A 22,526-nucleotide genomic window follows, 5' to 3' on the forward strand; every position below is an offset into this window, starting at 1 on the left:
AGGTTTAGCGAAGCGTCGCGGCTTGCGCCAGCGCTCTCCTGCGCGACAGGCGCACGATGTCGGCGACATAGACGGCAAGCCCCGCCCAGATGCAGGCGAACGCTGCGATCCGCGCCGGTCCGAGGGGCTCGCCATAGACGAACGCCCCCTGCAGGAAAATCATCGTCGGGGCGACGAATTGCAGCAGGCCGATGGTCGCAAACGGGAGACGGCGGGCCGCGAAAGCGAACAGCGTAAGCGGAATGGCGGTAACCGGCCCTCCCAGCGCAAGCAGGCTGACGGTGCCGATGCCGGGCCAATCGCCCAGCCCGCCCCATAGCGAGATCCAGAGGAGCGCCAGCGGGGCGAGCAGCAGCATTTCGATGGAAAGTCCGGTCGGCCCCGCCACCGGGACGGAACGGCGGATCAGGCCATAGCCGGAAAAACTGACTGCAAGCCCCAGCGCGATCCAGGGTATCGCGCCCGCCTGCCAGCCAAGTATGCCGACGCCCACCGCCGCGAGCGCCACGGCGATTCGGCCCGCCACGGGCAGATGCTCACGCAGCACCACCACCGCCAGGACCACGTTGAGCAGCGGATTGATGAAATAGCCGAGGCTGGTTTCCAGCACATGATCGTTGACCACGGCCACGACATAGAGAGTCCAGTTGATCGCGATCAGCACGCCACTGGCCGCCAGCATCGCCAGGCGCCGCTTGTCCTTGAGCGTCCGGACGAATTCTTCCAGACCGCCGGCCGCCGCCATGATGATGAAGGCGAACAGCAACGCGGAAAGCACGCGCCAGGCCACCACATCAGCCGGCGACACATGCTTCAACGCCTTCATGTAGACGGGAAGCGTACCCCAGATGACATAGGCGGATACGCCCGCCGCCAGGCCGCGCCTGTCCATTACAGCTTCGGCAGCGTCACGCCCCGCTGGCCCATATATTTGCCCGCGCGATCGGCATAGCTGACCTCGCACGGCTCATTGCCCTTCAGGAAAAGGAACTGGCACGCGCCTTCATTGGCGTAGACCTTGGCCGGAAGCGGCGTGGTGTTGGAAAACTCCAGCGTCACATGGCCTTCCCACCCCGGCTCCAGCGGCGTCACGTTCACGATGATGCCGCACCGGGCATAGGTGGACTTGCCGAGGCAGATCACCAGCACATCGCGCGGGACGCGGAAATACTCGACCGTCCGCGCCAGCATGAAGCTGTTGGGCGGGATGATGCACACCGGCCCCTTGCGATCGACGAAGCTGTTGTGCGCGAAATCCTTGGGGTCGACGAGCGCATTGTCGACATTGGTGAAGATCTTGAAGTCGTCCGACACGCGCGCGTCATAGCCATAGGAAGACAGGCCGTAGCTGATGCAGCCGTCGCGGGTCTGGCGATCGACGAACGGCTCGATCATGCCGCTTTCAAGCGCCTGTGCGCGAATCCACTTGTCCGACATTACCGCCATGGACCTGTTCCTAACCTTTGATGTGGAGTACGCAGATGAGGGTGAAAAGCCTGCGTGCGGTATCGAAGTCAACCTCCACCTTCGCCGCAAGCCGTTCCTTCAATAGCTCCGCCGCATCGTTGTGGATTCCCCTTCGCGCCATGTCGATCGTTTCGATCTGCATCGGCGTGGCGTTGCGGATCGCCTTGTAATAGCTGTCGCAGATGGCGAAATATTCCCGGATCGTGCGCCGGAACGGGGCAAGCGCAAAGCTGATCGACCCGACGCGCGCGCTTTCGCCATCGCTCAGGTCCATGATCAGCCGCCCCTCCTCGACACGCAGCAGCAGCTTGAACGGGCCGTCGCAGGGGCGCTCAAGCTCCACGACCGGTCGAAAACGGTTTTCCTCGAGCAAATCATAGATCGCGATCCGGCGCTCCTGCTCGACATCGGCGCTGCGCCACAGGATGGTGCGGTCGTCCAGTTCTATGTCGATGATGCGCGGATCGCCCATGAGCCGCGTCTATCCGGCTCCGTCGCGCTTGGCAAAGAGAAGCATGCGAACGCTCCCCTGCGGCGGAAATGTAATGAAAACGAAACATTAACCATCTCTCGAATATGGTTAATGCGGGGACCGGGTTCAAACTCGGGAAACAGAAGATGACGGGGAGCAGGGTTACAAAAGGCGCGGTCGCGCTCAAGCTGTTCTATCTGCTGATCGAACTGATGGTCCGCCGGAGCCTGATCGGCCGGGGTGATCTTGAACATATGGTGGCGCGGCTAAGCATGGAGGCGCACCGGACGGGGACCGGCGATAACGCCGAAATCTGCCGGGCAAGCGCTGATGAGGTGCGGTCGTGGCTGGTCGCCCTGGGGGATGATCCTCCATTTCGGCCGGGACTGCGGCTGGTGAATGTGACAGAGGAGCTGAAATAGAGCGGCGTGCGCTATGCCGCCGCCCCGGCTTCATACCAGCCGCGCGTGCGCTTCACGATTGCCACGACGGAGAGCATCACCGGCACTTCCACCAGAACGCCGACCACCGTGGCGAGAGCCGCCCCTGAATCGATGCCAAACAGGCTGATCGCCGCCGCCACCGCCAGTTCAAAAAAATTGGACGCGCCGATCAGTGCGGCAGGGGCGGCCACGCACCAGGCGACGCCGAACCTCCGGCTCAGCCAATAGGCGAGGCCTGCATTGAAATAGACCTGGATCAGGATCGGCACCGCGAGCAGCGCGATGACCAGCGGCTGGGCGATGATCTGCTCGCCCTGAAAGCCGAACAGCAGGATCAGCGTGGCGAGCAGCGCCACCAGCGAAACCGGGCCAAGCCTTGCCTGCACGCGCGCCAGCGCCGCCTCTCCACCCGTGGAGACAAGCCTCGCGCGCAGCAACTGGGCCACGACAACGGGAATGACGATATAGAGGACAACCGACAGCAGCAGCGTGTCCCAGGGCACGGTGATGGAGGCGACCCCCAGCAGCAGCCCCACCAGTGGCGCGAAGGCGAAGACCATGATGACGTCGTTTAGCGCCACCTGGCTCAGCGTGTAGTGCGGCTCGCCCTCGCACAGGTTGGACCAGACGAACACCATCGCGGTGCAAGGCGCCGCGGCCAGCAGGATCAGCCCGGCGATATAGGACGAAATCTGCCCCTCCGGCAGCATCGGCGCGAACAGCCAGCCGATGAAGAACGCGCCGAGCGCCGCCATGGAAAACGGCTTCACGCCCCAGTTGATGAACAGCGTGACTCCGACGCCCTTCCAGTGCTGCCTGACCGAACCCAGCGCGCCGAAATCGATCTTGAGCAGCATCGGCACGATCATCAGCCAGACCAGCACCGCAACCACCAGGTTGACCCGCGCCACTTCCGCCGCCGCGATGGCCGAGAACAGGCCGGGCGCGAGATGGCCAAGCCCGATCCCCGCGAAAATGCACAGCCCCACCCAGACGCTCAGATAGCGCTCGAACAGTCCCATGGCGGCAGGCGGCGCAGCCGATTGCGACGGGTGTTGCGTCATGCGGCGGGTTCCGCAGGGGTGGCGTCGGCGGCCTTGCTGCTGCCGATCTGCCTAAGCCGGTTCTGAAGGCTGATCCGGTCAAGGCTGTCGAGCGGAAGCGACGTGAACAACGAGATGCGGTTGGCGAGCATGCGATAGGTGTCGAAGAAGGCGGCGTGGCGCTCCGCCTCCGTCCCTTCGACGGCTGCGGGGTCCGGAACGCCCCAGTGCGCCGTCATCGGCTGCCCCGGCCAGATCGGGCACACCTCGTTCGCCGCATTGTCGCAGACGGTAAAGACGAAATCGAGCACGGGCGCATCCGGCCCGGAGAACTCCTCCCAGCTTTTGGAGCGAAAGCCGGAGATAGCGTAGTTGAGGCTCTGCAGCACCTTCAGGCTCAGCGAGTGCACTTCCCCCTTGGGCTGGCTTCCGGCGCTGAACGAGCGGAAGCGGCCCAGCCCCTCGCGCTGGAGGATCGCCTCTGCCAGAATGCTGCGCGCGGAATTGCCGGTGCACAGAAACAGCACGTTGAACAGCCTGTCCGTCATTGCCTTCTCCTCAACCGCAGCAGGAAAGTTCGGCGATCAGCGGCTCGCACAAGGCCGGGCTGCCGTCGCAGCAGTCCTTCACCAGGAACATCATCAGCGCCCGCAAGCGCTCCAGATCGGCGCGATAGATGATGGAGCGGCCGTGCCGTTCGGATGACACCAGCCCGGCATGGGCAAGCACCGACAGATGCGCCGACATGGTGTTCTGGGGGACGGCCAGTTCGCGAGCGACCTCGCCCGCCGGAAGGCCGGACGGCTCGTGGCGCACCAGCAGCCTGAACGCCTCCAGCCGGCTGGTCTGCGACAGCGCCGCAAGCCCTGTGGTGACCGAATCAATATCCATGTATCCAGATTATTAGATATATGGATATTGCACAAGCCTATTCGGCGGCCTCCGCATATTCGGAAAGCGGCGGGCAGGAACAGACGAGATTGCGGTCGCCATAGCTGTTGTCGATGCGGTTGACCGGCGGCCAGTATTTGTCGGTGGACGAGCCCGACGGGAAGCAGCCTTCGCGGCGCGAATAGGGGCGGTTCCATTGCTCGTCCGCCGCGTCGTCGACCGTATGCGGGGCATGGCGCAGCGGGCTTTGCTCCACCGGCCAGCGGCCTTCCTCGATCGCGCGGATCTCCTGCCGGATCGCGATCATCGCGTCGCAGAAGCGGTCGATCTCAACCAGCGGCTCGGATTCGGTCGGCTCGATCATCAGCGTGCCCGGCACCGGAAAGCTCATCGTCGGCGCATGGAAGCCATAGTCGATCAGCCGTTTGGCGACATCGTCGACCGTCACCCCGGTCTTATCCTTCAGCGGGCGCAGATCGACGATGCACTCATGCGCCACCCGGCCCTCGGCGCCGCGATAGAGCACCGGATAATGATCCTCCAGACGAGCAGCGATATAGTTGGCGCTTAATATCGCGACTTCGGTCGCCTTCTTCAGCCCCCCGTCGCCCATCAGCAGCATATAGGCCCAGGAAATCGGCAGGATCGACGCAGAGCCGAAAGGCGCGGCCGACACCGCATGGCTGCCCGCCTCGCGCGGGTCGCCCGGCAGGAAAGCTGCCAGATGCGCCTTGACGCCGATCGGCCCCATGCCCGGTCCGCCGCCGCCGTGCGGGATGCAGAAGGTCTTGTGCAGGTTGAAGTGGCTGACGTCCGCGCCGAACTTGCCGGGCCGTGCAAGCCCCACCTGGGCGTTCAGGTTCGCGCCGTCCAGATAGACCTGCCCGCCCGCCTGGTGGACGATGTCGCAGATCTCGGTCACCGCCTCCTCGAACACGCCATGGGTCGAAGGATAGGTGATCATGATGGCTGCAAGCTGCGGGCCGTGCTGGGCGACCTTCGCCTTCAGATCGTCGATATCGACATTGCCCGAATCGTCGCAGCCGACGACGACGACCCGCATCCCCGCAAGCTGGGCCGACGCCGGGTTGGTGCCATGCGCCGACGCCGGGATCAGGCAGATGTCGCGGCCCGCATCGCTGCGGCTCAGGTGATAGTTGCGGATCGCGAGCAGCCCCGCATATTCGCCCTGCGCGCCCGAATTGGGCTGGAGCGACACCGCGTCATAGCCGCTGATCGCGCACAGCCGGGCGGACAGATCGTCGAACATCTCCCTGTACCCCTGTGCCTGGTCTTCCGGCGCAAAGGGGTGGAGCTGGCCGAACTCCGGCCAGGTGACGGGCATCATCTCGACCGTGGCGTTCAGCTTCATCGTGCAGGAGCCGAGCGGAATCATCGCCCGGTCCAGCGCCAGGTCGCGGTCGGAAAGCCTGCGCATGTAGCGCAGCATCTCGGTCTCGGAATGATGGGTGTTGAACCCCGGATGCGTCAGATAGGCGCTGGTGCGCGCCAGCGCTTCGGGTATCGAGTCGGCCGGGCTCAGCGCCTCGGCATCGGGCTTGCCGCCGAAGGCCGCCCAGACCTGCTCCACGATTTCAGGCGTGGTCGTCTCGTCAAGGCTGATGCCGATACGCGATCCGTCCACCCGCCGCAGGTTGACGCCCGCCGCCGCTGCCGCCGCGATGATCGACCCGGCCCGGTCGCCCGCATCGACCGTAACCGTATCGAAAAATCCGGTGCTCAAGGGCGCGAAGCCCAGCGATTTGAGCCCCGCCGCAAGCACGGTGGCGAGGCGGTTCACCCGCCGTGCGATGGCGGCAAGCCCTTCCGCCCCATGATAGACGGCGTACATGGACGCCATCACCGCAAGCAGCACCTGCGCCGTGCAGATGTTGGACGTCGCCTTTTCACGCCGGATGTGCTGCTCGCGCGTCTGGAGCGCAAGCCGCGTCGCGGGCCTTCCCCGGCTGTCGATGGAAACGCCCACCAGCCGCCCGGGCATGGAGCGCTTGTAGGCATCGCGCACCGCCATATAGGCGGCGTGCGGGCCGCCATAGCCCATCGGCACGCCGAAGCGCTGCATTGATCCGATCGCGATGTCCGCGCCCAGATCCCCCGGCGAGGCGAGCAGGGTCAGCGCAAGCGGATCGGCCGCCATCGCCGCGATCGCTCCGGCCGCGTGCAGCGCCTCGATCTGCGGGCGGAAGTCGCGGATTTCGCCGGTCGTCCCCGGATATTGGAAGATCGCGCCGAACACGGCCGCCGGATCGAGGTCCGTCGCCGGATCGCCAACGACCAGCGCCCAGCCTAAAGGCTCGGCATGGGTGCGAAGCAGCGTGATCGTCTGGGGATGGCAGGCGCTGTCGACGAAAAAGCTCTGCGCCTTGCTCTTCGCCACGCGCGCGGCAAGCCCCATCGCCTCGGCGGCGGCCGTCGCTTCGTCCAGAAGCGAGGCGTTGGCGACGTCCAGCCCGGTCAGGTCGCACACCAGCGTCTGATAGTTGAGCAGCGCTTCGAGCCGGCCCTGGCTGATTTCCGGCTGATAAGGCGTATAGGCGGTGTACCAGGCCGGATTTTCCAGAATGTTGCGCTGGATGACGGGCGGCAGGATCGTGCCGTGATAGCCCTGGCCGATGAGCGAGGTCAGCACCTTGTTGCGGCTGGCGACGGCGCGCAGCCTTGCCAGCACTTCCATCTCGGTCATGCCGGGGCCGAAGCCCAAAGGCTCCTTCTGGCGGATGGCGGCGGGCACCGTCTGGTCCACCAACGCATCCAGCGACGCCGCGCCCACCGCCGCCAGCATGGTCGCGGCCTCGGCGTCCGACGGGCCGATGTGGCGGTGGGAAAACTCGTCGCGCTCCGGTCGCGCGCCTGTCCAGATACTGTTGCCCATGCCTTGTTCCGCCTTCAGCCGAGGGTTGCCTGATAGCCCGCCGCGTCGAGCAGCGAGCCCAGCTCCGCCGGATCGGCGATGCGCAGCTTCACCATCCAGCCGTCGCCTTCGGGCGCGGCGTTGATCGTCTCGGGGGCGTCGGTCAACGCCTCGTTGAAGGCAATGATCTCGCCCGATACCGGGGCATAGATGTCGGACGCGGCCTTAACCGATTCGACCACCGCCATCGCATCGCCGCGCGAGAAGCTGGTGCCGACCGGCTGCGATTCGAAGAACACGATGTCGCCCAGCGCATCCACCGCGTGCGGGGTGATGCCGACGACGCCGGTGTCGCCTTCGACGCGAATCCATTCATGGTCCTTGGTGAAATAGGTCGTCATTGAAAACTCCACGTCTGTCAGCGTTTGTAGCGGTTGGGAACGAATGGAAGCGGCGTCACGGCAACGGGAACGCGCTTGCCGCGCAATTCGGCGAAAACCGTGCTGCCGGGGCTGGAAAGCGCGGTTTCGACATAGCCCATCGCCACCGGCCCCTCTATGCTGGGGCCGAACGCCCCCGATGTGACGACGCCGATCTGCGCGCCGCCTTCCACCGCCGCGAAAAGCGCCGCGCCGCCCCGAACCGGGGCGCGGCCTTCGGGCCTCAAACCCACACGGCGGCGGGCTGCACCCTCCTCCAACTGGCGAAGGATCGCGTCCGCGCCGGGAAAGCCGCCCGCGCGCGCGCCGCCCGTGCGGCGGACCTTCTGCATCGCCCACTCAAGCCCGGCCTCGACCGGCGTCGTCCCTGTGTCGAGATCGGCTCCGTAGAGGCATAGCCCTGCCTCCAGCCGCAGGCTGTCGCGCGCGCCAAGGCCGATGGGAAGCACCCGGTGGTCGGCAAGCAGCGCTTCGGCAACCACGGCCACATCGACGGCGGGCAGGCTGATCTCGAACCCGTCCTCGCCCGTATAGCCGGAGCGCGAGACGACGCAGGCAATGCCCGCCAGCACCAGATCGGCCACATCCATGAAGCGCATCTCGGCCGCCTTCGGGTCCAGCCGCCCGAGCACCGCTTCGGCCTGCGGCCCCTGCAGCGCAAGCAGCGCCCTGTCGGCCAGAACCTCCACCTCGCAGGAATCGGAAAGGCTTGCGCGAAGATGCGCCTCGTCCTCCGCCTTGCAGGCGGCATTCACCACCAGCAGCAGATGGTCGCCGCGATTGGCGATCATCAGATCGTCAAGGATTCCGCCGTGCTCGTTGGTGAAAAAGGCATAGCGCTGCCGCCCTTCGCCCAGGCCCAGCACGTCCACCGGCACCAGGCGTTCCAGCGCAAGCGCCGCGTCCGCCGTGTTGCCCGAACGCGGCCGGAGGATGATCTGTCCCATGTGCGACACGTCGAACAGCCCGGCGGCGCTCCGGGCATGAAGATGTTCCGCCATGATCCCGGGGGGAAACTGCACCGGCATTTCATAGCCGGCGAACGGCACCATCCGGCCGCCGCTCGCGACGTGCAGATCGTAAAGCGGCGTGCGCAACAGGGGGCCTGCATCGCTCACGGGCGGCCCCATATGAAAGTCGGAAATGAAAAAACGAGAATATAAGGCACGGGTGCGCTCTCCAACTGTCAGTCGAATGCGCCCCTTCTGTCTGTTTGCCTGAGATCGTTATCCCGTCGGCGGACGCCCAAAGCGTCTCTTTCCAGAATCCGTCAGCCCACTGGTCCTTTTGCCTGAGAGTTTCCGGGGCGGTTGCTCCTTCGGCGGCGGATGATCCGCTCTCTCCCTGTGGTGCCGGTCGTCTAGCCTGTTACTCCTCGAAGCATTGATGCTGCACCGCAACTATCCCAAGCGGGCGCGGCGGGCAACTGGATTTGCATAGCACGACTGTCGGCGGAGTTGGAGTCAGCCGCGTGGGGCTGGTTCCGCATTTTCGGCAGGCGTCGGCGCAGGCGGGGCGGATGGAAGCGGGATCACCTGTTCCTTTTGGCCCGGCGGGGGAGAAAGCAGCGCCACCGTCTCCAGCGTATCGAGCGCCTGATGCGCCGACAGATAACGCCGCGCCGCCGCGCGCCATGCCGCGGCCTTCGCCCGTGCGCCTTCCGGCAGCCGGCCGATCTGCCACAATGCGCCCGCGACATCGCCCATGGACAGCCGCTGGCGCGCATCCCTCAACTGCTCGATCGGCTGCATCACTGGCTCGCTCTCGCGCTTGAACAGGATCAGCCCGGCGATATCGCTGCTCAGCTCGCTCCACCAGCTTCCGCCTTGGGCCGCATGCTGCAACTGCGGCTCAAGCGTCTGCAACCCGGCCTGGAGCTGCGACAGAGTCACCGGCTGCTGGCTTGCGGCGATCAGCGCGGCGACCGCCTGCGGCTGCGTGCCGCCGAAGCGCTCGCGGAGCATACCCTCGATCACCCCCAGCGATTGGCCAGTGTCGACCGCACGACGCGCGGCAAGCGTGATCAGCATGCCTTCGGCCCGCGCGCTGTTGGCGAGCGCCATTCCGCTGCGGGCGTCAAGCGCCTCAAACCGCTTTTCAAGCGCGGCAAGCCGTTCGGCCTGCGCCAGCCTCGCCTTCACTTCCTCCTCGGCATCGGCCGTGGACGCGAGGACCGTCGCCGCCGCGACTTTCCGGTCCTCTGCTGCGAGCGGCGTCGATGCCTCCCTCGCGCCGGCCTGCGGAGCATCCGCAACCTGGCTGCCGCCGCCGAACGGAAGGCGGGAGCGGATTTCCCGCTCGAACCAGGGGTTGGCGAGCAGGCCGAGCGCGAACGTCAGCGAGGCGAAGGTGAGTATCCACGGCAGCACGCTGCGGCGCGGCCTTGTCCGGACGCCGGGATCGGGCTCGCTCATCTCACCAGGATAACCGGCCATGTCGTTCCTTTACTGCCCGAGCGCCATGTCAGCGATCCCGCACGGTGGATTGCGGCTTGTCGCACAGCAGGCCGCATGCCGCAAACAGTTGATCCTCGACAGGCGCTGGCGCGACCGCGATGCCGCGCCATCCTTCACCGGCGGCATCGGCGACCCGGTCGCTCATCGCGCCAAGCGCAACGCCGCCCCGGTCGATCCCCGCCCCGTCCATCAGAGCGGCAAAAGCGCCCGCCGCGCGCGCGGAATAGAGAAGCACCCGGTCGACCTTCCCGGCCGACAGCGCGCTTTCCACATCCGCGCCCAGCCTCCCCACCGGGTCCGCCGCATAGACGGTGCATGTCACGATCCTCAGGGCGCCGCCCGCCACGGCGCGGTGTTCCCGCCCCGCCAGATGCAGCGCCACGCCAACGCCATCCGCCGCCATTTGGGCGGCCAGCGCGCTCGCGTCGCCATCGCCGACGATGATGCGGGTGAAGCCGCGCTCCGCCGCCGCCTTGGCGGTCGCCTCGCCCACCGCATAGCAGGGAAGCGCCCGCCACGCCTCCGGCAGCGGTCCCGAAAGGCGCATCGCATTGGCGCTCGTCACCATCAGGGCGTCGATCACTTCACCCGGCGGGGACCATTGGAGTGAATGCACGGTGAAAAGCGGTGCTGTCGTCACGTCATGGCCAAGGGCCGAAAGCCGCTCCGCCGTCGTATCGGCACCGGGCTGCGGCCGCGTGACGAGAACCCGCGCCATCAACCCTCGAACAGCGCCCGCAGGGCCGGACTGGCCCGCGACAGAAGATCCCGCCCCAACGCCATGGCCTGCGCGGCTGCATCCTCGGCAGAGCAGCCCGACGCCTCTCCGCGCACCGTCTCGCCGCCGTCGGGAAGCAGTATTTCGGCCCTCATCTGAAATCCGCTGTCTTGCGGAAGGGCAAGCGCCGCCACCGGGCTCCGGCAGGTGCCGCCAAGGGCCGCGAGCAGCGCCCGCTCCATCATCACCGCATCAAAGGTGGGCGCGTGGCTGATCGCCGCCAGCAGGCGCGTCGCGTCGCTGTCAGCCGCGCGCACCTCTATCCCGATCGCGCCCTGGGCGGGGGCGGGCAGCATCACCTCTACGGGCACGGGCGATCCGACATCATCCTGTCCCAGCCGGTGCAGCCCGGCGGCGGCGAGCAGCGTCGCATCGGCCTCTCCCTCAGCCAATTTCCTCAGCCGCGTGGCGACATTGCCGCGAAACAGCCCGATCTTCAGGTCCGGACGAAGCGCCAGCAACTGCGCGGCGCGGCGGGGGGAGGCGGTGCCGACGCGCGCGCCCAGGGGCAGCGTCTCGATCGAGGCGGCGCCGATCAGCCGGTCCCGCACATCGGCGCGGGGCAGCATCGCCGCGATCCTGATTTCAGGCGGGCGGATCGTCTCCACATCCTTCATCGAATGAACGGCCGCGTCGATGTGGCCACCCAGAAGCGCCGCATCCAGCTCCTTGGTCCACAGCGCCTTGCCGCCGATCTCCGCAAGCGCCCTGTCCTGCACGCGGTCGCCAGTGGTGGTAAGGGGGACAAGCGCGATTTCGCCCCTGTCCCAGCCGTGCGCCGTCGCGAGCGCATCCGCCACCATATGCGCCTGCGCAAGCGCCAGCGGGGAGGCGCGCGTGCCGAGTCTGATCCTTGGAGCCGTCATTGCACTTGCTCTAGGTGCAACTCGGCTGGCAGGAAAGCCGCCATGTCATCTTCGGCGATCATATTGGGCCTTGAATCGAGTTGCGACGAAACGGCGGCGGCGCTGGTCGCCACGGACCGCCGCATATTGGCGCAGCGCATCGCGGGGCAGGAGGAGGCGCACCGCCCCTTTGGCGGCGTGGTGCCGGAAATCGCCGCGCGCGCCCATGTGGAGGTGCTTGCGCCGTTGATCTCGCAGGTGATGAACGAAGCCGGGATGCAGCTCGATCAGGTCGACGCGATCGCCGCCACCGCCGGACCGGGGCTGATCGGCGGCGTGATGGTGGGGCTGGTCACCGGCAAGGCGCTCAGCCTGGCCACCGGAAAGCCGCTGATCGCGATCAACCATCTGGAGGGCCATGCGCTCAGCCCGCGCCTGGTCGAGCCGGAGCTTGGCTTTCCCTATCTGCTGCTGCTTGCGTCCGGCGGCCATTGCCAGCTGCTGGCGGTCGATGGAGTCGGCTGCTACCGGCGGCTCGCCACGACCATCGACGACGCGGCGGGCGAGGCGTTCGACAAGGTGGCGAAAATCCTCGGGCTGGGTTTTCCCGGCGGCCCGGCGGTGGAGCGCGCGGCGCGGCAAGGCGATTCGCGGGCCGTCGCATTCCCCCGGCCGCTGGTCGGGTCGGGCGAGCCGCATTTCTCCTTTGCAGGGCTGAAAAGCGCGGTGCTTCGCGCGGCGGAAGCGGGCGCGCACGGCCGCGAGGATCTTGCCGCATCCTTTCAGCAGGCGGTGGTCGATTGCCTGATCGACCGCACCCGGCTTGCGCTGGAGGCGATGCCCGAAGCAACGGCGCTGGTGGTTGCCGGCGGGGTCGCGTCCAATCAGGCGATCCGCACGGCGCTCGGCGCGCTTGCAGACGCGCAGGGGCTGCCGTTCATCGCCCCACCGGGCTGGCTGTGCACGGACAATGCGGCGATGATCGCATGGGCAGGCGCGGAGCGCTTCGGCCTTGGGTTGATGGGCGAGGCGGATGTCGCGGCACGGGCGCGCTGGCCGCTCGATCCCGACGCGCCGCCTGCACGGGGAGCGGGGGTGAAGGCATGAAGATCGAGCGGATCGCAGTCATCGGCGGAGGGGCCTGGGGAACGGCGCTGGCGCAGGTCGCGGCGACCGGCGGCCGCGAGGTGCGGCTCTGGGCGCGCGAGGCGGAGGTGGTGGACACGATCAACGACGCCCACACCAACCCGCTTTTCCTCCCCGGCATTGCGCTTTCGCCGTCGATCCGCGCGACCGGTGACCTTGGCGAACTTGACTGGGCGGATGCGCTGCTCGTCGTCGCGCCGGCCCAGCATGTGCGGACCCTGCTCGGCAGTCTTCCGCAAGGGGGCAGGCCGCTCATTCTGTGCTCGAAGGGCATAGAGGCAGGCAGCATGAAACTGCTGACCGAGGTCGCGGCCGAAGCGCAACCGCAGGCGCCTATTGCGGTGCTGTCCGGACCCACCTTCGCCCATGAGGTCGCGCAGGGACTGCCGACCGCCATCACGCTTGCGGCGGCCGATCCGGCGCTTGCCGAGGCGCTGGTGGCGCGGCTCGCCCAGCCCACCTTCCGCCCCTATGCCTCAAGCGACCTGATCGGCGCGGAGATCGGCGGGGCGGTCAAGAATGTGCTGGCGATCGCCTGCGGCGTGGTGGAAGGCCGCGGCCTTGGCCAGAACGCCCGCGCGGCGCTGATCAGCCGGGGCTTTGCCGAGATGTCGCGGTTCGGCGTGGCCCGTGGCGCGCGGCCGGAAACGCTGGCGGGCCTGTCCGGCCTTGGCGATCTGGTGCTGACCTGTTCCTCGCAATCCTCGCGCAATTTCAGCCTGGGCTTTGGCCTTGGCAGGGGCGAGAGCGCCGCCGCGCTGATGGCCGACCGCAAGACCGTGGCGGAAGGCGCGTTCACCGCCCCCGTGCTGCGCGAGGCGGCGCATACGGCCGGGGTCGAAATGCCGATCGTCGACGCGGTGTGCGATCTGCTGGACGGATCGGAGAAAATAGATTCGGTCGTGGAACAGATGCTCTCGCGTCCCCTAAGGACGGAAGGCGCATGACGGCGGTTGGCAAGCCGTCTTTTGGAAACTAGCTGTAGTTCAAGCGGCGCGGGGGCGGCGTACTGCCCGACCGACAGCAACGGAGGAAAATCGTGGCGCAGCATCTAGCGCGGTTCGCGACCGGCATCGAAGGTCTCGATCGCGTCCTGAACGGCGGCCTCATTGAAGGCGCGTCCTATATCGTTCAGGGCCGTCCCGGGGCAGGCAAGACGATACTTTCCAACCAGATCGCCTTTTCGCGCGCGGCAGGGGGCGCGCGGGTGCTTTACGTCACCCTGTTGTCCGAAAGCCATGAACGGCTGTTCCAGGCGCTCGCCACGCTCGATTTTTTCGACAGAAGCAAGCTGGGCGAGGAGATCGTCTATATCAGCGTCTTTCAGGCGCTGCGCGATGAGGGGCTGGGCGCGGTCGTCAAGCTGCTTCGCCGCGAAACCAAGCGGCACGGGGCCACGCTGCTGGTCTTCGACGGCCTGTTGAACGCCCGCGACCGGGCCGACACCGATCTCGACGTCAAGACCTTCGTCGCCGAGGTGCAGAGCCAGGCCGGATTCGTCGGCTGCACCGTACTGTTTCTGACGAGCACCCGTCTGGAGGACAGCAGCCCCGAACACACCATGGTCGACGGCGTGATCGAACTGAACGAGGATTTGTACGGCGTCCGCACCGCCCGCCGTCTTCAGGTCCGCAAGTCGCGCGGAAGCCCTGCGATCGGCGGGTTGCACAAATTCGAGATCACCAACGCGGGCATATGCGTCTATCCGCGGCTCGAGGCGGTGATGGAGCCCGCTGCGCTCAGGGACCAGCCATCGTCAGAACGCATCTCCAGCGGCTGCGCCGATCTTGACCGGCTGACGGGAGGTGGCCTTCCGCTTGGCTCGGTGACGCTTACCGTGGGGCCATCGGGAGGCGGCAAGACCACGCTTGGCCTTCACTTTCTGAGCCGCTCCACCGTCGACGAGCCCGGGCTCCATTTCGGCTTCTTCGAAACGCCCGAACGGCTCCATCTGAAGGCCAAGGCGCTCAACATCGATCTGCCTTCCAGCGGGCTGGACATCATCTGGCACCCTTTGCAGGAACATCTGCTCGACAAGCTGGGGGAGCAACTCCTCAGTCACGTGGCCGCCCACAAGGTGAAGAGGCTCTTCATCGACGGACTGGGCGGATTCGAGCGGGCGGCGCTCCACCGCCCCCGGCTCATGGAGTTCTTCGCCGTCCTCACCGCACGGCTGCGCGCGCTCGGCGTCACCACAATGGCGACATGGGAGACGCGCGAACTGACCGGGGGGGAGGTCACGACGCCCGGGTCCGACATTTCCGCCATTCTCGACAATCTTCTGGTGTTGCGAACGACCGAGGAGGATCATGATCTCATCAGGTCGATTGCGATTCAGAAGATGCGCGACAGCAGCTTTGACACCCGCGCGCATCTGGTGACCTTTTCGGACAAGGGGTTGAGCATCGGAGCACCTTTGGGCAAGCTTGGGCGTTCCGGCGCCACGGCGGCCGCGCCAAGCGATCGCTGAGGCGGCGATGCGCGCCGAAGAGGGAGCCTTCACGCCATGGCGTTGATCGTCGTCGCGGACGACGAGTTCTTGCTCGCCGAGATGCTGGCCGACCTGCTGGAGGACGCCGGGCATGAAGTGCTGACCGCCTCGCAGGGCGAGGCCGCGTTGCGGCTGGTGCGCGAGCGGCGTCCGGAACTGGTCATCACCGATTTCATGATGCCGCTGATGACCGGGCTGGAACTTGCCGAGGCCATTCGCGACGATCCCGCCGTGTCGGATATTCCCATTCTTCTCGTCAGCGGCGCGCAGGGGATGATCGCGCGGGAGCGTAGCGATCTGTTCGTCGACGTGCTCGACAAGCCTTATGACAACCGGGTGCTGATCGACCTTGTCGCGCGGCTGCTGGCGGACAGGCACGCCTGAACGTTACGGCCCTAGAACGGAAAGAACCAGTGGATTGCGATCACCGCCGCAATCCATGTGATGAGGTTCAACGGCAGGCCCACCTTGACGAAATCCATATAGCGATAGCCACCCATCTGGTAGACCAGAACATTGGTCTGATAGCCGAAGGGCGTCGCGAATGCGGCGCTGCCGGCGACCATGATCGCCACCAGAAAGGGACGCGGGCTGACGCCAAGGCTTTCGGCGAGCGCCACTGCAACCGGCGTGACCAGCACGGCGACCGTCGCGTTTGACAAAAGCTCGGTCAGGATCAGCGTTCCGCCATAAAGCAGGATCAGCGCCATCAGCGGACCGAGTCCGCCGACCGATCCGACCAGCCAGTTCGTCACCGCCGCGGCGAGGCCGGTCTGTTCCAGCGCGATGCCCAGCACCACCATGCCGGCGATCAGCAGCAATATCTCGGGCCGGAGCCCGCCATAGGCCTCGTCCGGCGCGATCACCCGCATCAGGATCAGCAGCACCGCGCCCGCAAAGGCGGCCGCGGCGATCGGTGCGACGTTAAGCGCAGCCAGCGCCACGACGCCCGCGAACACGCCCAGCGATGCAAGCGCCCGCCAGATGCGAAGCGGCCGCTCCTCCGCGAAATCCGAAGTATCGCCAAGCGCATCCCCCGCGATGTCGAGATGGCTGACGTGATGGCGCTCCGTCTGGAACAGCTTGGGATCTGGGCGGTCGGATGTATGTTCCAGCAGCGTCCCCGAAAACAGCAGCAGGTAAAGCCCGCCGACCAACGCCACGACAAGACCCACGGGCGTGATCTCGAAAATGCCGAACGGCGCCTGGCCCGAGGTGCGGGCCATGTCGTCCACCAGCAGGTTGGTGGATGTGCCGATCAACGTGCAACATCCGCCAAGCACCGCCACATAGGACAGCGGCAGCAGGAATCGCTTCGGATCGAGCTTCAGCGAATTGGCGACGTCGCGCACCACCGGGGCGGCAAGCACCACGATCGGCGTATTGTTGAGAAAGGCCGATGCCCCGCCGCACAGGGTGATCAGTGTCCACAGTCCAGCAGCCCCTGTTCGCTTGCACAGCGCAATCATGCGCCGGATCATCAGGTCCAGCAGGCCCGACAGCTCCATCGCATGGGCGATGACGAAGAGCGACGCCAGCGTGACGATGGCGGGGCTTCCGAACGCAGCCTGCACCTCGCTTGGCCTGACCGCGCCGGTGATCAGGAGGATCGCAGCGCCGCCGAGGGCGACGACATCCGCGCGCACCCGGTCCCAGATCAGCGCTGCGATGACGCCCGCGAGCACGAGCAGGGTTATGATCTGGTCTAGGGTCATCGTTCCTTTGCCTGATCCCACGCTCTATTACGGGCGCGGTCCCACCGCAAATATCGAAATCGTCGTCACATTTTGCGGCCGCCCGCCGAGTGGGGTTCAATTCAGCAGCATGTTTCTGCTAGGCTTCGACAATGGGCGACGACCGAAACAACATGGCGCGGCTCGGCTGGGCCGTGGCGGCATTCCTTGCGATCGTGCTTGCCGGCGTGGTCGTCACCACCACCATGGACCGCCCGTCCGCCCCCCCGGCCGAGGATGCGGCCCTGGCCGATAACCAGCTTGCGGATACGACGCCGGTTCCGGCGATCCCGGTTCCGCTGGCACCGCTCGACCGCGCGCAACTTCTGCAGGCGGCCACTGCGGCCGCCGATGCGGTCGCGGCCGGTCTGGCGTTGCCTGAGCAGAATGAGGCGCTGGTCGGGAGGACATTCGTCATCCGCCTGCCCTTCGGGTGCGGCGGGCCTGAAGGAGAGGATTCCGGCGAATGGGCCTATTGGAGCCGCAATCCCAAGTCAGGCGCGCTCAAACTGGTGGCCAAGCCGCATATCTGGGACGAGCCGGACTGGGTCCGCGCGCTTGCGGGCGAACTTCGGTTCGATGCGGTGGAAGGCTTCTGGATCAGGCGGCCCTGGACCAGTTCAGAGCGTTGCGCGCCCGCGCTGCAACCCGCGCCCGAGACGGCGGATGCAGGGGCCGAGTCCGATGTCGACGAGGCCCCGGAAGTGGCGGGGCCGCCACCGCCTGTTCCGGTGGAATCGCAGACGGTCGGCATCGCCCAGTTCTTCGCGCCCGAAGGACGGCGCACCTTGCGCAGGGGAACGCGGCCCTATTCCGCGACGGTGAAGGCCCGGCCCGGCACGCCCCCGACCAAGCCGCAGGGCTATCGGCTGGTGCTCAGCGGCCGCATCACCGGCTATCCCGACGGACAACCGGTGCATTGCTGGAACCGGGGAGCAGGCATCAGGCCCGTGTGTCTGGTTGCGGTGGAGTTCAGCCGCGTTGCGTTCGAGGATCCGGCGGACGGCTCCATCATTTCGGAATGGGTGAGCTGACGGACAGTCAGCTCTCGTCGCTGTCGGTCCTTGGCTGCTCCGCGCCGCCCGATCCGAACATTGCTTCAAACTCATCGAGACGGCCTTCGGCCAGAAGCCGCGCCTGCTCCCGCCAGCGATCACGGTGGATGCGGCCCCTGAAGCTGCCCAGCCGCTCGTCGATGATCGTCACATGCTCGTCAGACCAGCTTGCGATCTGGTGATAATGGAAGACGCCCAGTTCCCCCAGCATCGAATGCAGCTTGGGACCAACCCCCTTCAGCCGCCTGAGATCGTCCGGGTCGCCCTGCGGCGCATCCAGAAATGGTGAAAATCCTCCACCGCCCGAAAGCACGGCGTCGCCCGCCCCGACCATGCCCGCGTCCGGAGCCGGGCCTTGCGGCATCGGCGCACGCTCCAGCGTGCGGGCGAACGGCGCGTTTTCGTCCGGCTGGGTCAGCACAACCCGATGCCGCCGCCGCGCCCACATCCATGCGCCCGTCACAAAGCCGACCAGCAGCGCCGCGATCAGGAACCAGAGGTTCATCTGAATGAGATAGGCCATGGCTCAGTCCCTTTCGGCCCGGCGGCCCCAGATGGCCCAGATGGCCCAGGCGGCGCCCAGGCCGATGGCGAAGGCGGCAAGATTGAGCAGCAGCATCTCTGCGAAAAGGTAAAGCGTCATCACCCGCGCCTTTCGATCATTGCTGGTCCCAGACGGCCTCGGCCACGCCGGGAACGCCGCGCACGATGGTGATCGCCTGTGCCATCTGCGCGGGCGGCAGATTGCCCCTCAAATGCGCGACGCGGCGCACCGGGCTTGCCTCGAAGGCAACGGTCACGCCCACGAGATTGTGATTGACCAGCTCCTGATTGGCGCGGGCGGTCAGGTCGTTGATCGTCCGCTCGCCCATCCCCCGGCCGTAGAAGGCCGCATAGGTCAGCAGCAGAACGACGAAGATACCGGACAGCAATTTGGCAATATTGGCCATGATTTTTCAGCCTGTGCTCCTCATCCCCCGGCTCCGCAGGGGCGAACCTAGCGGAAACGCTGACATTCTCAAGTCCGTGCCATTGCCGCCCGCCACGCCTCACAACGTCCAGGCGGCTTCCTTTTCCGCCGCGCGGCGATCCAGCTCGGCGCGGCTGATCTTCTCGGCGGCCGATTTGAGCTGGCCGCAGGCCGCCATGATGTCGCGCCCCCGTGGCGTGCGGACGGGCGCGGAAATCCCGGCCTTGAAGATGATGTCCGAAAAGCGGGCGATGCGATCGTCGTCCGAACATTCATAGGCCGCGCCAGGCCAGGGGTTGAACGGAATGAGGTTCACCTTGGCTGGCAGCCGGTATTTGCGGATCAGCCGCACCAGTTCGCGCGCGTCGTCGTCGCTGTCGTTCTTCCCTTTGAGCATCACATATTCAAAGGTGATGCGCCGCGCATTGTTGGCACCGGGATAGGCGGCGCAGGCGGCCAACAGCTCCTCGATGCCGTATTTCTTGTTGATGGGCACGATCTCGTCGCGCACCTCCTTGGTGACCGCGTGCAGCGAGACGGCGAGGTTGACGCCGATCTCCTCGCCCGCGCGCGCCATCATCGGCACCACGCCGGAGGTGGAAAGCGTGATCCGGCGCTTGGACAGCGACAGTCCGTCGCCGTCCATCACGATGCCGAGCGCCTTCTTCACATTGTCGAAATTATAGAGCGGCTCGCCCATGCCCATCATCACGATGTTGGTGAGCAGCCGGCCATCGGGCTGGCTTGGCCATTCGCCCAGCGCATCGCGGGCAAGCATCACCTGGGCCACGACCTCGCCCGCCGTCAGGTTGCGGACCAGCTTCATCGTGCCGGTGTAGCAGAAGCGGCAGTTGAGCGTGCAGCCGACCTGGCTCGACACGCACAGCGTCCCCCGATCGGCGTCGGGGATGAACACCATTTCATAATCCTGCCCGTCCGCCGAACGGAGCAGCCATTTGCGCGTGCCGTCGGTGGAAACCTGGGCCTCCACCACTTCCGGCCGCCCGATGACGAAGCGTTCGGCAAGCTGGGCCTGCGTTTCCTTTGAAATGCTCGTCATTGCGGAAAAATCGGTCGCGCCGCGATTATAGATCGAGTGCCAGATCTGCTGGGCGCGCATCTTCGCCTGTTTTTCGGCAATGCCGGCGGCGATCAGCGCCTCGCGCAGCTCCGCCCGTGTAAGGCCGACTACGTCGACGCGGCCATCGGCGCGCGCGATCTCGCCGCGCGGGACGGCAACGGGGTCGATATGGCCGGGAATCTGCATCGCGCGCATTTAGTGATTCGCGGGCCAAAAGCCAATGCCGCACGGTTGCCCCGGCGGACGCGACCGCTTATCAGGCCCGCGAACCTCAAACGCCGGAGTGCCCCGATGCCGCTTCTCGTCCTCATCCGCCATGGCCAGAGCGCCTGGAACCTGGAGAACCGCTTCACCGGCTGGTGGGACGTGGACGTGACCGAGCTTGGCGCGGCCGAGGCAAAGGCGGCGGGCGCGCTGATGGCGGAGCGGGGGCTGGATTTCGACCGCTGCTTCACCAGCTATCAGACCCGCGCGATCAAGACGCTGAACCTGGCGCTGGAAGCGATGGACCGGCTGTGGCTTCCGGTCGAGAAGCACTGGAGGCTGAACGAGCGGCATTATGGCGGGCTTACCGGGCTGAACAAGGCGGAGATGATCGCCAAGGCCGGGGAAGAGCAGGTGAAGATCTGGCGGCGATCGTTCGACGTGCCGCCCCCGCCGGTGGAGCCGGGCTCGCAATATGACCCGTCAATGGACCGCCGCTATGCGGGCGTGGATGTGCCGAGGACCGAAAGCCTGAAGGACACGATCGCGCGCGTGCTACCCTATTGGAACAAGGCGATCGCCCCCGCGCTGAAGGGCGGCGAGCGTGTACTGATCTCGGCCCATGGCAATTCGCTGCGCGCGCTGGTGAAGCATCTGTCGAACATTTCGGACGCCGAGATCCCGAGCCTGGAAATCCCGACCGGACAGCCGATCGTCTATGAACTGGACGATGATCTGAACGCGCTGGACCGCTATTATCTGTCCGAGCGGGCGGCGTAAAATCCTGATTTGAAGCGCTCAGGGTGAGCGGGGCGATTCCACGCAGACGCTAGGCGACCCGCTTTTCGGCGTACATCGCCTTGTCGGCGCGTGCGAGCAGCGTCTTGACCGACAACGACGGGCAAATGGCGGTGACGCCGAAGGACACCGACAGCCGGTGCTCGATGCCGTCGCAAAACAGCGGCGACCGGGCGATCCGGTCCGCGATCGAGGCGGCCCTGGCGCGCGCGTCCGCTTCCGTCAGGTTCCGGAAGACGAGCGCGAATTCGTCGCCGCCGAAGCGGGCCGCGAAGCCCCCATGCAACGATTCGCGGATGATGCGTGCGACATGGACGATGGCGGCGTCGCCCGCCTGATGGCCATGGCTGTCGTTCAGCATCTTGAGCCGGTTCAGGTCCATGAAGACCAGCGACGCATCGCCGCCGTGCCTGCGGCAATCCTCCACCACATCTTCAAGTTCGGCCATCATGCGGCGGCGGTTGGCAAGTCCCGTCAGGCTGTCGTGGTCCGCAAGCACGCGCAGTTCGGCGATTTCCGCCCATGCCTGGACCAGCGCCTGACGCAGCCGCGCCAGTTCCTGATCCGCCCGCTGCATGACCGGCGGCAGGCTCGCGACCCGCTCGGCCAGCGCATCGGCTACGCGCCGGTCCGGCCACGACATGTCGATCCCCTTTGCCGCTGACGGCGGTTGTCTTGAGTAATCCATGTACGCATTTTCTCTTGAACTTGTGACAACCAGAATACGCTTTGCCCCATCCGGTTCGGCTACAAATCCCGCCAATCGATGAGCTGTTGCATTGTCAGGAGCAAACGACGTGCCTAATGTCCGCGACCTTCCAGGGGGTATCTGGTCCAAGGGGAATGTCATTGTCAGAACACCGGCCCGTCGTCGGCATCATCATGGGCAGCACCTCGGACTGGGAAACCATGCGCCATGCCGATGAAACGCTGAGCGCGCTCCAGGTGCCCCATGAAGTTAAGGTGGTGTCTGCACATCGCACACCACAACGCCTTTACGACTATGCGGGTTCCGCCGTTCAGAGAGGCCTGAAAATAATAATCGCGGGCGCGGGCGGCGCGGCCCATCTGCCGGGCATGGCGGCCTCGATGACACGGTTGCCGGTGCTTGGCGTTCCCGTGGAATCCAAGGCCTTGAAAGGCATGGACAGCCTGTTGTCCATCGTCCAGATGCCCGCCGGAATCCCTGTGGGCACGCTCGCCATCGGCAAGGCGGGCGCGGTCAACGCCGCGCTGCTGGCGGCCGCAATGCTCGCCACGTCGGACGAGGCGCTGGCCGCCCGGCTGGAGGCATGGCGCAAGGCGCAGACCGATCAGGTGGCCGAACAACCCGAATGAGCG

25 protein-coding genes and 1 riboswitch are annotated in these 22,526 nt (G+C 66.2%); of the genes, 8 read left to right on the forward strand and 17 right to left on the reverse strand.

Annotated features, from left to right (window positions below; translation table 11 throughout):
- Window positions 1-4: 4 nt before the first annotated feature.
- The 3 genes from rarD to BSL82_RS12125 are packed head-to-tail and all read right to left on the reverse strand — an operon-like array spanning window position 5 to window position 1,939.
- Window positions 5-892, reverse strand: a complete 888-nt coding sequence (rarD, locus tag BSL82_RS12115) for an EamA family transporter RarD (protein ID WP_072597746.1) — start codon at window positions 890-892, stop codon at window positions 5-7.
- Entirely contained in the window at window positions 892-1,446 is a 555-nt protein-coding gene (dcd, locus tag BSL82_RS12120; protein WP_072597747.1) for a dCTP deaminase, read from the reverse strand. Before dcd ends, rarD begins: the two co-directional genes overlap by 1 nt.
- Window positions 1,447-1,456: 10 nt before the next feature.
- The gene (locus BSL82_RS12125; protein WP_072597748.1) at window positions 1,457-1,939 is read right to left on the reverse strand and encodes a UPF0262 family protein; all 483 of its coding nucleotides are present in this window, start codon (window positions 1,937-1,939) and stop codon (window positions 1,457-1,459) included.
- A gap of 146 nt (window positions 1,940-2,085) precedes the next feature.
- On the opposite strand from BSL82_RS12125, the gene BSL82_RS12130 reads away from it, so the two are divergent.
- Window positions 2,086-2,361 (forward strand): hypothetical protein, encoded by a 276-nt coding sequence (locus tag BSL82_RS12130; RefSeq protein WP_158010881.1) that lies wholly within the window; start codon window positions 2,086-2,088, stop codon window positions 2,359-2,361.
- A gap of 11 nt (window positions 2,362-2,372) precedes the next feature.
- Here BSL82_RS12130 and arsB read toward each other — a convergent pair whose 3' ends face one another.
- The 9 genes from arsB to hemC all read right to left on the reverse strand — a co-directional run bounded on the left by arsB (window position 2,373) and on the right by hemC (window position 11,728).
- Window positions 2,373-3,404: an ACR3 family arsenite efflux transporter gene (gene arsB / locus BSL82_RS12135; RefSeq protein WP_193408610.1), complete on the reverse strand. Its 1,032-nt coding sequence runs from the start codon at window positions 3,402-3,404 to the stop codon at window positions 2,373-2,375.
- 38 nt (window positions 3,405-3,442) lie between these two features.
- Window positions 3,443-3,973 carry an arsenate reductase ArsC gene (locus BSL82_RS12140; protein ID WP_072597751.1) on the reverse strand — a complete coding sequence of 177 codons (531 nt, stop codon included), beginning with the start codon at window positions 3,971-3,973 and terminating at the stop codon, window positions 3,443-3,445.
- A gap of 10 nt (window positions 3,974-3,983) precedes the next feature.
- A complete protein-coding gene (locus tag BSL82_RS12145) occupies window positions 3,984-4,316 on the reverse strand; it encodes an ArsR/SmtB family transcription factor (RefSeq protein WP_072597752.1) in 333 nt (110 codons plus the stop codon).
- Window positions 4,317-4,353: 37 nt separating this feature from the next.
- Window positions 4,354-7,209 (reverse strand): aminomethyl-transferring glycine dehydrogenase, encoded by a 2,856-nt coding sequence (gene gcvP, locus BSL82_RS12150; protein ID WP_072597753.1) that lies wholly within the window; start codon window positions 7,207-7,209, stop codon window positions 4,354-4,356.
- Window positions 7,210-7,223: 14 nt separating this feature from the next.
- Window positions 7,224-7,589 (reverse strand): glycine cleavage system protein GcvH, encoded by a 366-nt coding sequence (gene gcvH / locus BSL82_RS12155; protein WP_072597754.1) that lies wholly within the window; start codon window positions 7,587-7,589, stop codon window positions 7,224-7,226.
- 17 nt (window positions 7,590-7,606) lie between these two features.
- Complete coding sequence (gene gcvT / locus BSL82_RS12160) at window positions 7,607-8,746, reverse strand: glycine cleavage system aminomethyltransferase GcvT (protein ID WP_226998455.1); 1,140 nt, start codon at window positions 8,744-8,746, stop codon at window positions 7,607-7,609.
- Between the two features lie 152 nt (window positions 8,747-8,898).
- A riboswitch (glycine riboswitch) is annotated at window positions 8,899-8,983 on the reverse strand.
- Window positions 8,984-9,091: 108 nt separating this feature from the next.
- Window positions 9,092-10,063, reverse strand: a complete 972-nt coding sequence (locus BSL82_RS12165) for a hypothetical protein (RefSeq protein WP_072597756.1) — start codon at window positions 10,061-10,063, stop codon at window positions 9,092-9,094.
- A gap of 28 nt (window positions 10,064-10,091) precedes the next feature.
- Window positions 10,092-10,802, reverse strand: coding sequence for a uroporphyrinogen-III synthase (locus tag BSL82_RS12170; RefSeq protein ID WP_072597757.1), 711 nt, complete (start codon window positions 10,800-10,802; stop codon window positions 10,092-10,094).
- Complete coding sequence (gene hemC, locus BSL82_RS12175; RefSeq protein WP_072597758.1) at window positions 10,802-11,728, reverse strand: hydroxymethylbilane synthase; 927 nt, start codon at window positions 11,726-11,728, stop codon at window positions 10,802-10,804. The genes BSL82_RS12170 and hemC overlap by 1 nt, the downstream gene beginning before the upstream one ends.
- A gap of 42 nt (window positions 11,729-11,770) precedes the next feature.
- Here hemC and tsaD point away from each other — a divergent pair, with 42 nt between their 5' ends.
- The 4 genes from tsaD to BSL82_RS12195 all read left to right on the forward strand — a co-directional run bounded on the left by tsaD (window position 11,771) and on the right by BSL82_RS12195 (window position 15,728).
- A complete protein-coding gene (tsaD, locus tag BSL82_RS12180) occupies window positions 11,771-12,814 on the forward strand; it encodes a tRNA (adenosine(37)-N6)-threonylcarbamoyltransferase complex transferase subunit TsaD (protein WP_072597759.1) in 1,044 nt (347 codons plus the stop codon).
- Window positions 12,811-13,800, forward strand: a complete 990-nt coding sequence (locus tag BSL82_RS12185; RefSeq protein ID WP_072597760.1) for an NAD(P)H-dependent glycerol-3-phosphate dehydrogenase — start codon at window positions 12,811-12,813, stop codon at window positions 13,798-13,800. Before tsaD ends, BSL82_RS12185 begins: the two co-directional genes overlap by 4 nt.
- Window positions 13,801-13,892: 92 nt before the next feature.
- The gene (locus BSL82_RS12190; protein WP_072597761.1) at window positions 13,893-15,323 is read left to right on the forward strand and encodes a DUF7125 family protein; all 1,431 of its coding nucleotides are present in this window, start codon (window positions 13,893-13,895) and stop codon (window positions 15,321-15,323) included.
- 36 nt (window positions 15,324-15,359) lie between these two features.
- Window positions 15,360-15,728 carry a response regulator gene (locus tag BSL82_RS12195; RefSeq protein ID WP_072597762.1) on the forward strand — a complete coding sequence of 123 codons (369 nt, stop codon included), beginning with the start codon at window positions 15,360-15,362 and terminating at the stop codon, window positions 15,726-15,728.
- 11 nt (window positions 15,729-15,739) lie between these two features.
- Here the strand turns inward: BSL82_RS12195 and BSL82_RS12200 are convergent, their stop codons facing one another.
- Window positions 15,740-17,059, reverse strand: a complete 1,320-nt coding sequence (locus tag BSL82_RS12200; RefSeq protein WP_072597763.1) for an SLC13 family permease — start codon at window positions 17,057-17,059, stop codon at window positions 15,740-15,742.
- 131 nt (window positions 17,060-17,190) lie between these two features.
- Here BSL82_RS12200 and BSL82_RS12205 point away from each other — a divergent pair, with 131 nt between their 5' ends.
- Window positions 17,191-18,111 carry a hypothetical protein gene (locus tag BSL82_RS12205; protein WP_072597764.1) on the forward strand — a complete coding sequence of 307 codons (921 nt, stop codon included), beginning with the start codon at window positions 17,191-17,193 and terminating at the stop codon, window positions 18,109-18,111.
- A 7-nt stretch (window positions 18,112-18,118) separates the two neighbouring features.
- Here the strand turns inward: BSL82_RS12205 and BSL82_RS12210 are convergent, their stop codons facing one another.
- The 3 genes from BSL82_RS12210 to rlmN all read right to left on the reverse strand — a co-directional run bounded on the left by BSL82_RS12210 (window position 18,119) and on the right by rlmN (window position 20,369).
- On the reverse strand, window positions 18,119-18,655 hold the full coding sequence (locus BSL82_RS12210; protein ID WP_072597765.1) for a helix-hairpin-helix domain-containing protein: 537 nt from the start codon (window positions 18,653-18,655) through the stop codon (window positions 18,119-18,121).
- A 136-nt stretch (window positions 18,656-18,791) separates the two neighbouring features.
- A complete protein-coding gene (locus BSL82_RS12215) occupies window positions 18,792-19,082 on the reverse strand; it encodes a hypothetical protein (protein ID WP_072597766.1) in 291 nt (96 codons plus the stop codon).
- A 99-nt stretch (window positions 19,083-19,181) separates the two neighbouring features.
- On the reverse strand, window positions 19,182-20,369 hold the full coding sequence (gene rlmN, locus BSL82_RS12220) for a dual-specificity RNA methyltransferase RlmN (RefSeq protein WP_083579335.1): 1,188 nt from the start codon (window positions 20,367-20,369) through the stop codon (window positions 19,182-19,184).
- 105 nt (window positions 20,370-20,474) lie between these two features.
- Here rlmN and gpmA point away from each other — a divergent pair, with 105 nt between their 5' ends.
- The gene (gene gpmA, locus BSL82_RS12225) at window positions 20,475-21,167 is read left to right on the forward strand and encodes a 2,3-diphosphoglycerate-dependent phosphoglycerate mutase (RefSeq protein WP_072597768.1); all 693 of its coding nucleotides are present in this window, start codon (window positions 20,475-20,477) and stop codon (window positions 21,165-21,167) included.
- 49 nt (window positions 21,168-21,216) lie between these two features.
- Here the strand turns inward: gpmA and BSL82_RS12230 are convergent, their stop codons facing one another.
- Window positions 21,217-21,828: a GGDEF domain-containing protein gene (locus BSL82_RS12230; protein ID WP_072597769.1), complete on the reverse strand. Its 612-nt coding sequence runs from the start codon at window positions 21,826-21,828 to the stop codon at window positions 21,217-21,219.
- Between the two features lie 239 nt (window positions 21,829-22,067).
- Here BSL82_RS12230 and purE point away from each other — a divergent pair, with 239 nt between their 5' ends.
- Window positions 22,068-22,523, forward strand: a complete 456-nt coding sequence (purE, locus tag BSL82_RS12235) for a 5-(carboxyamino)imidazole ribonucleotide mutase (RefSeq protein WP_418361279.1) — start codon at window positions 22,068-22,070, stop codon at window positions 22,521-22,523.
- Window positions 22,524-22,526: the final 3 nt, after the last annotated feature.

It is taken from the genome of Tardibacter chloracetimidivorans (assembly GCF_001890385.1).
GTDB lineage: Bacteria > Pseudomonadota > Alphaproteobacteria > Sphingomonadales > Sphingomonadaceae > Tardibacter > Tardibacter chloracetimidivorans.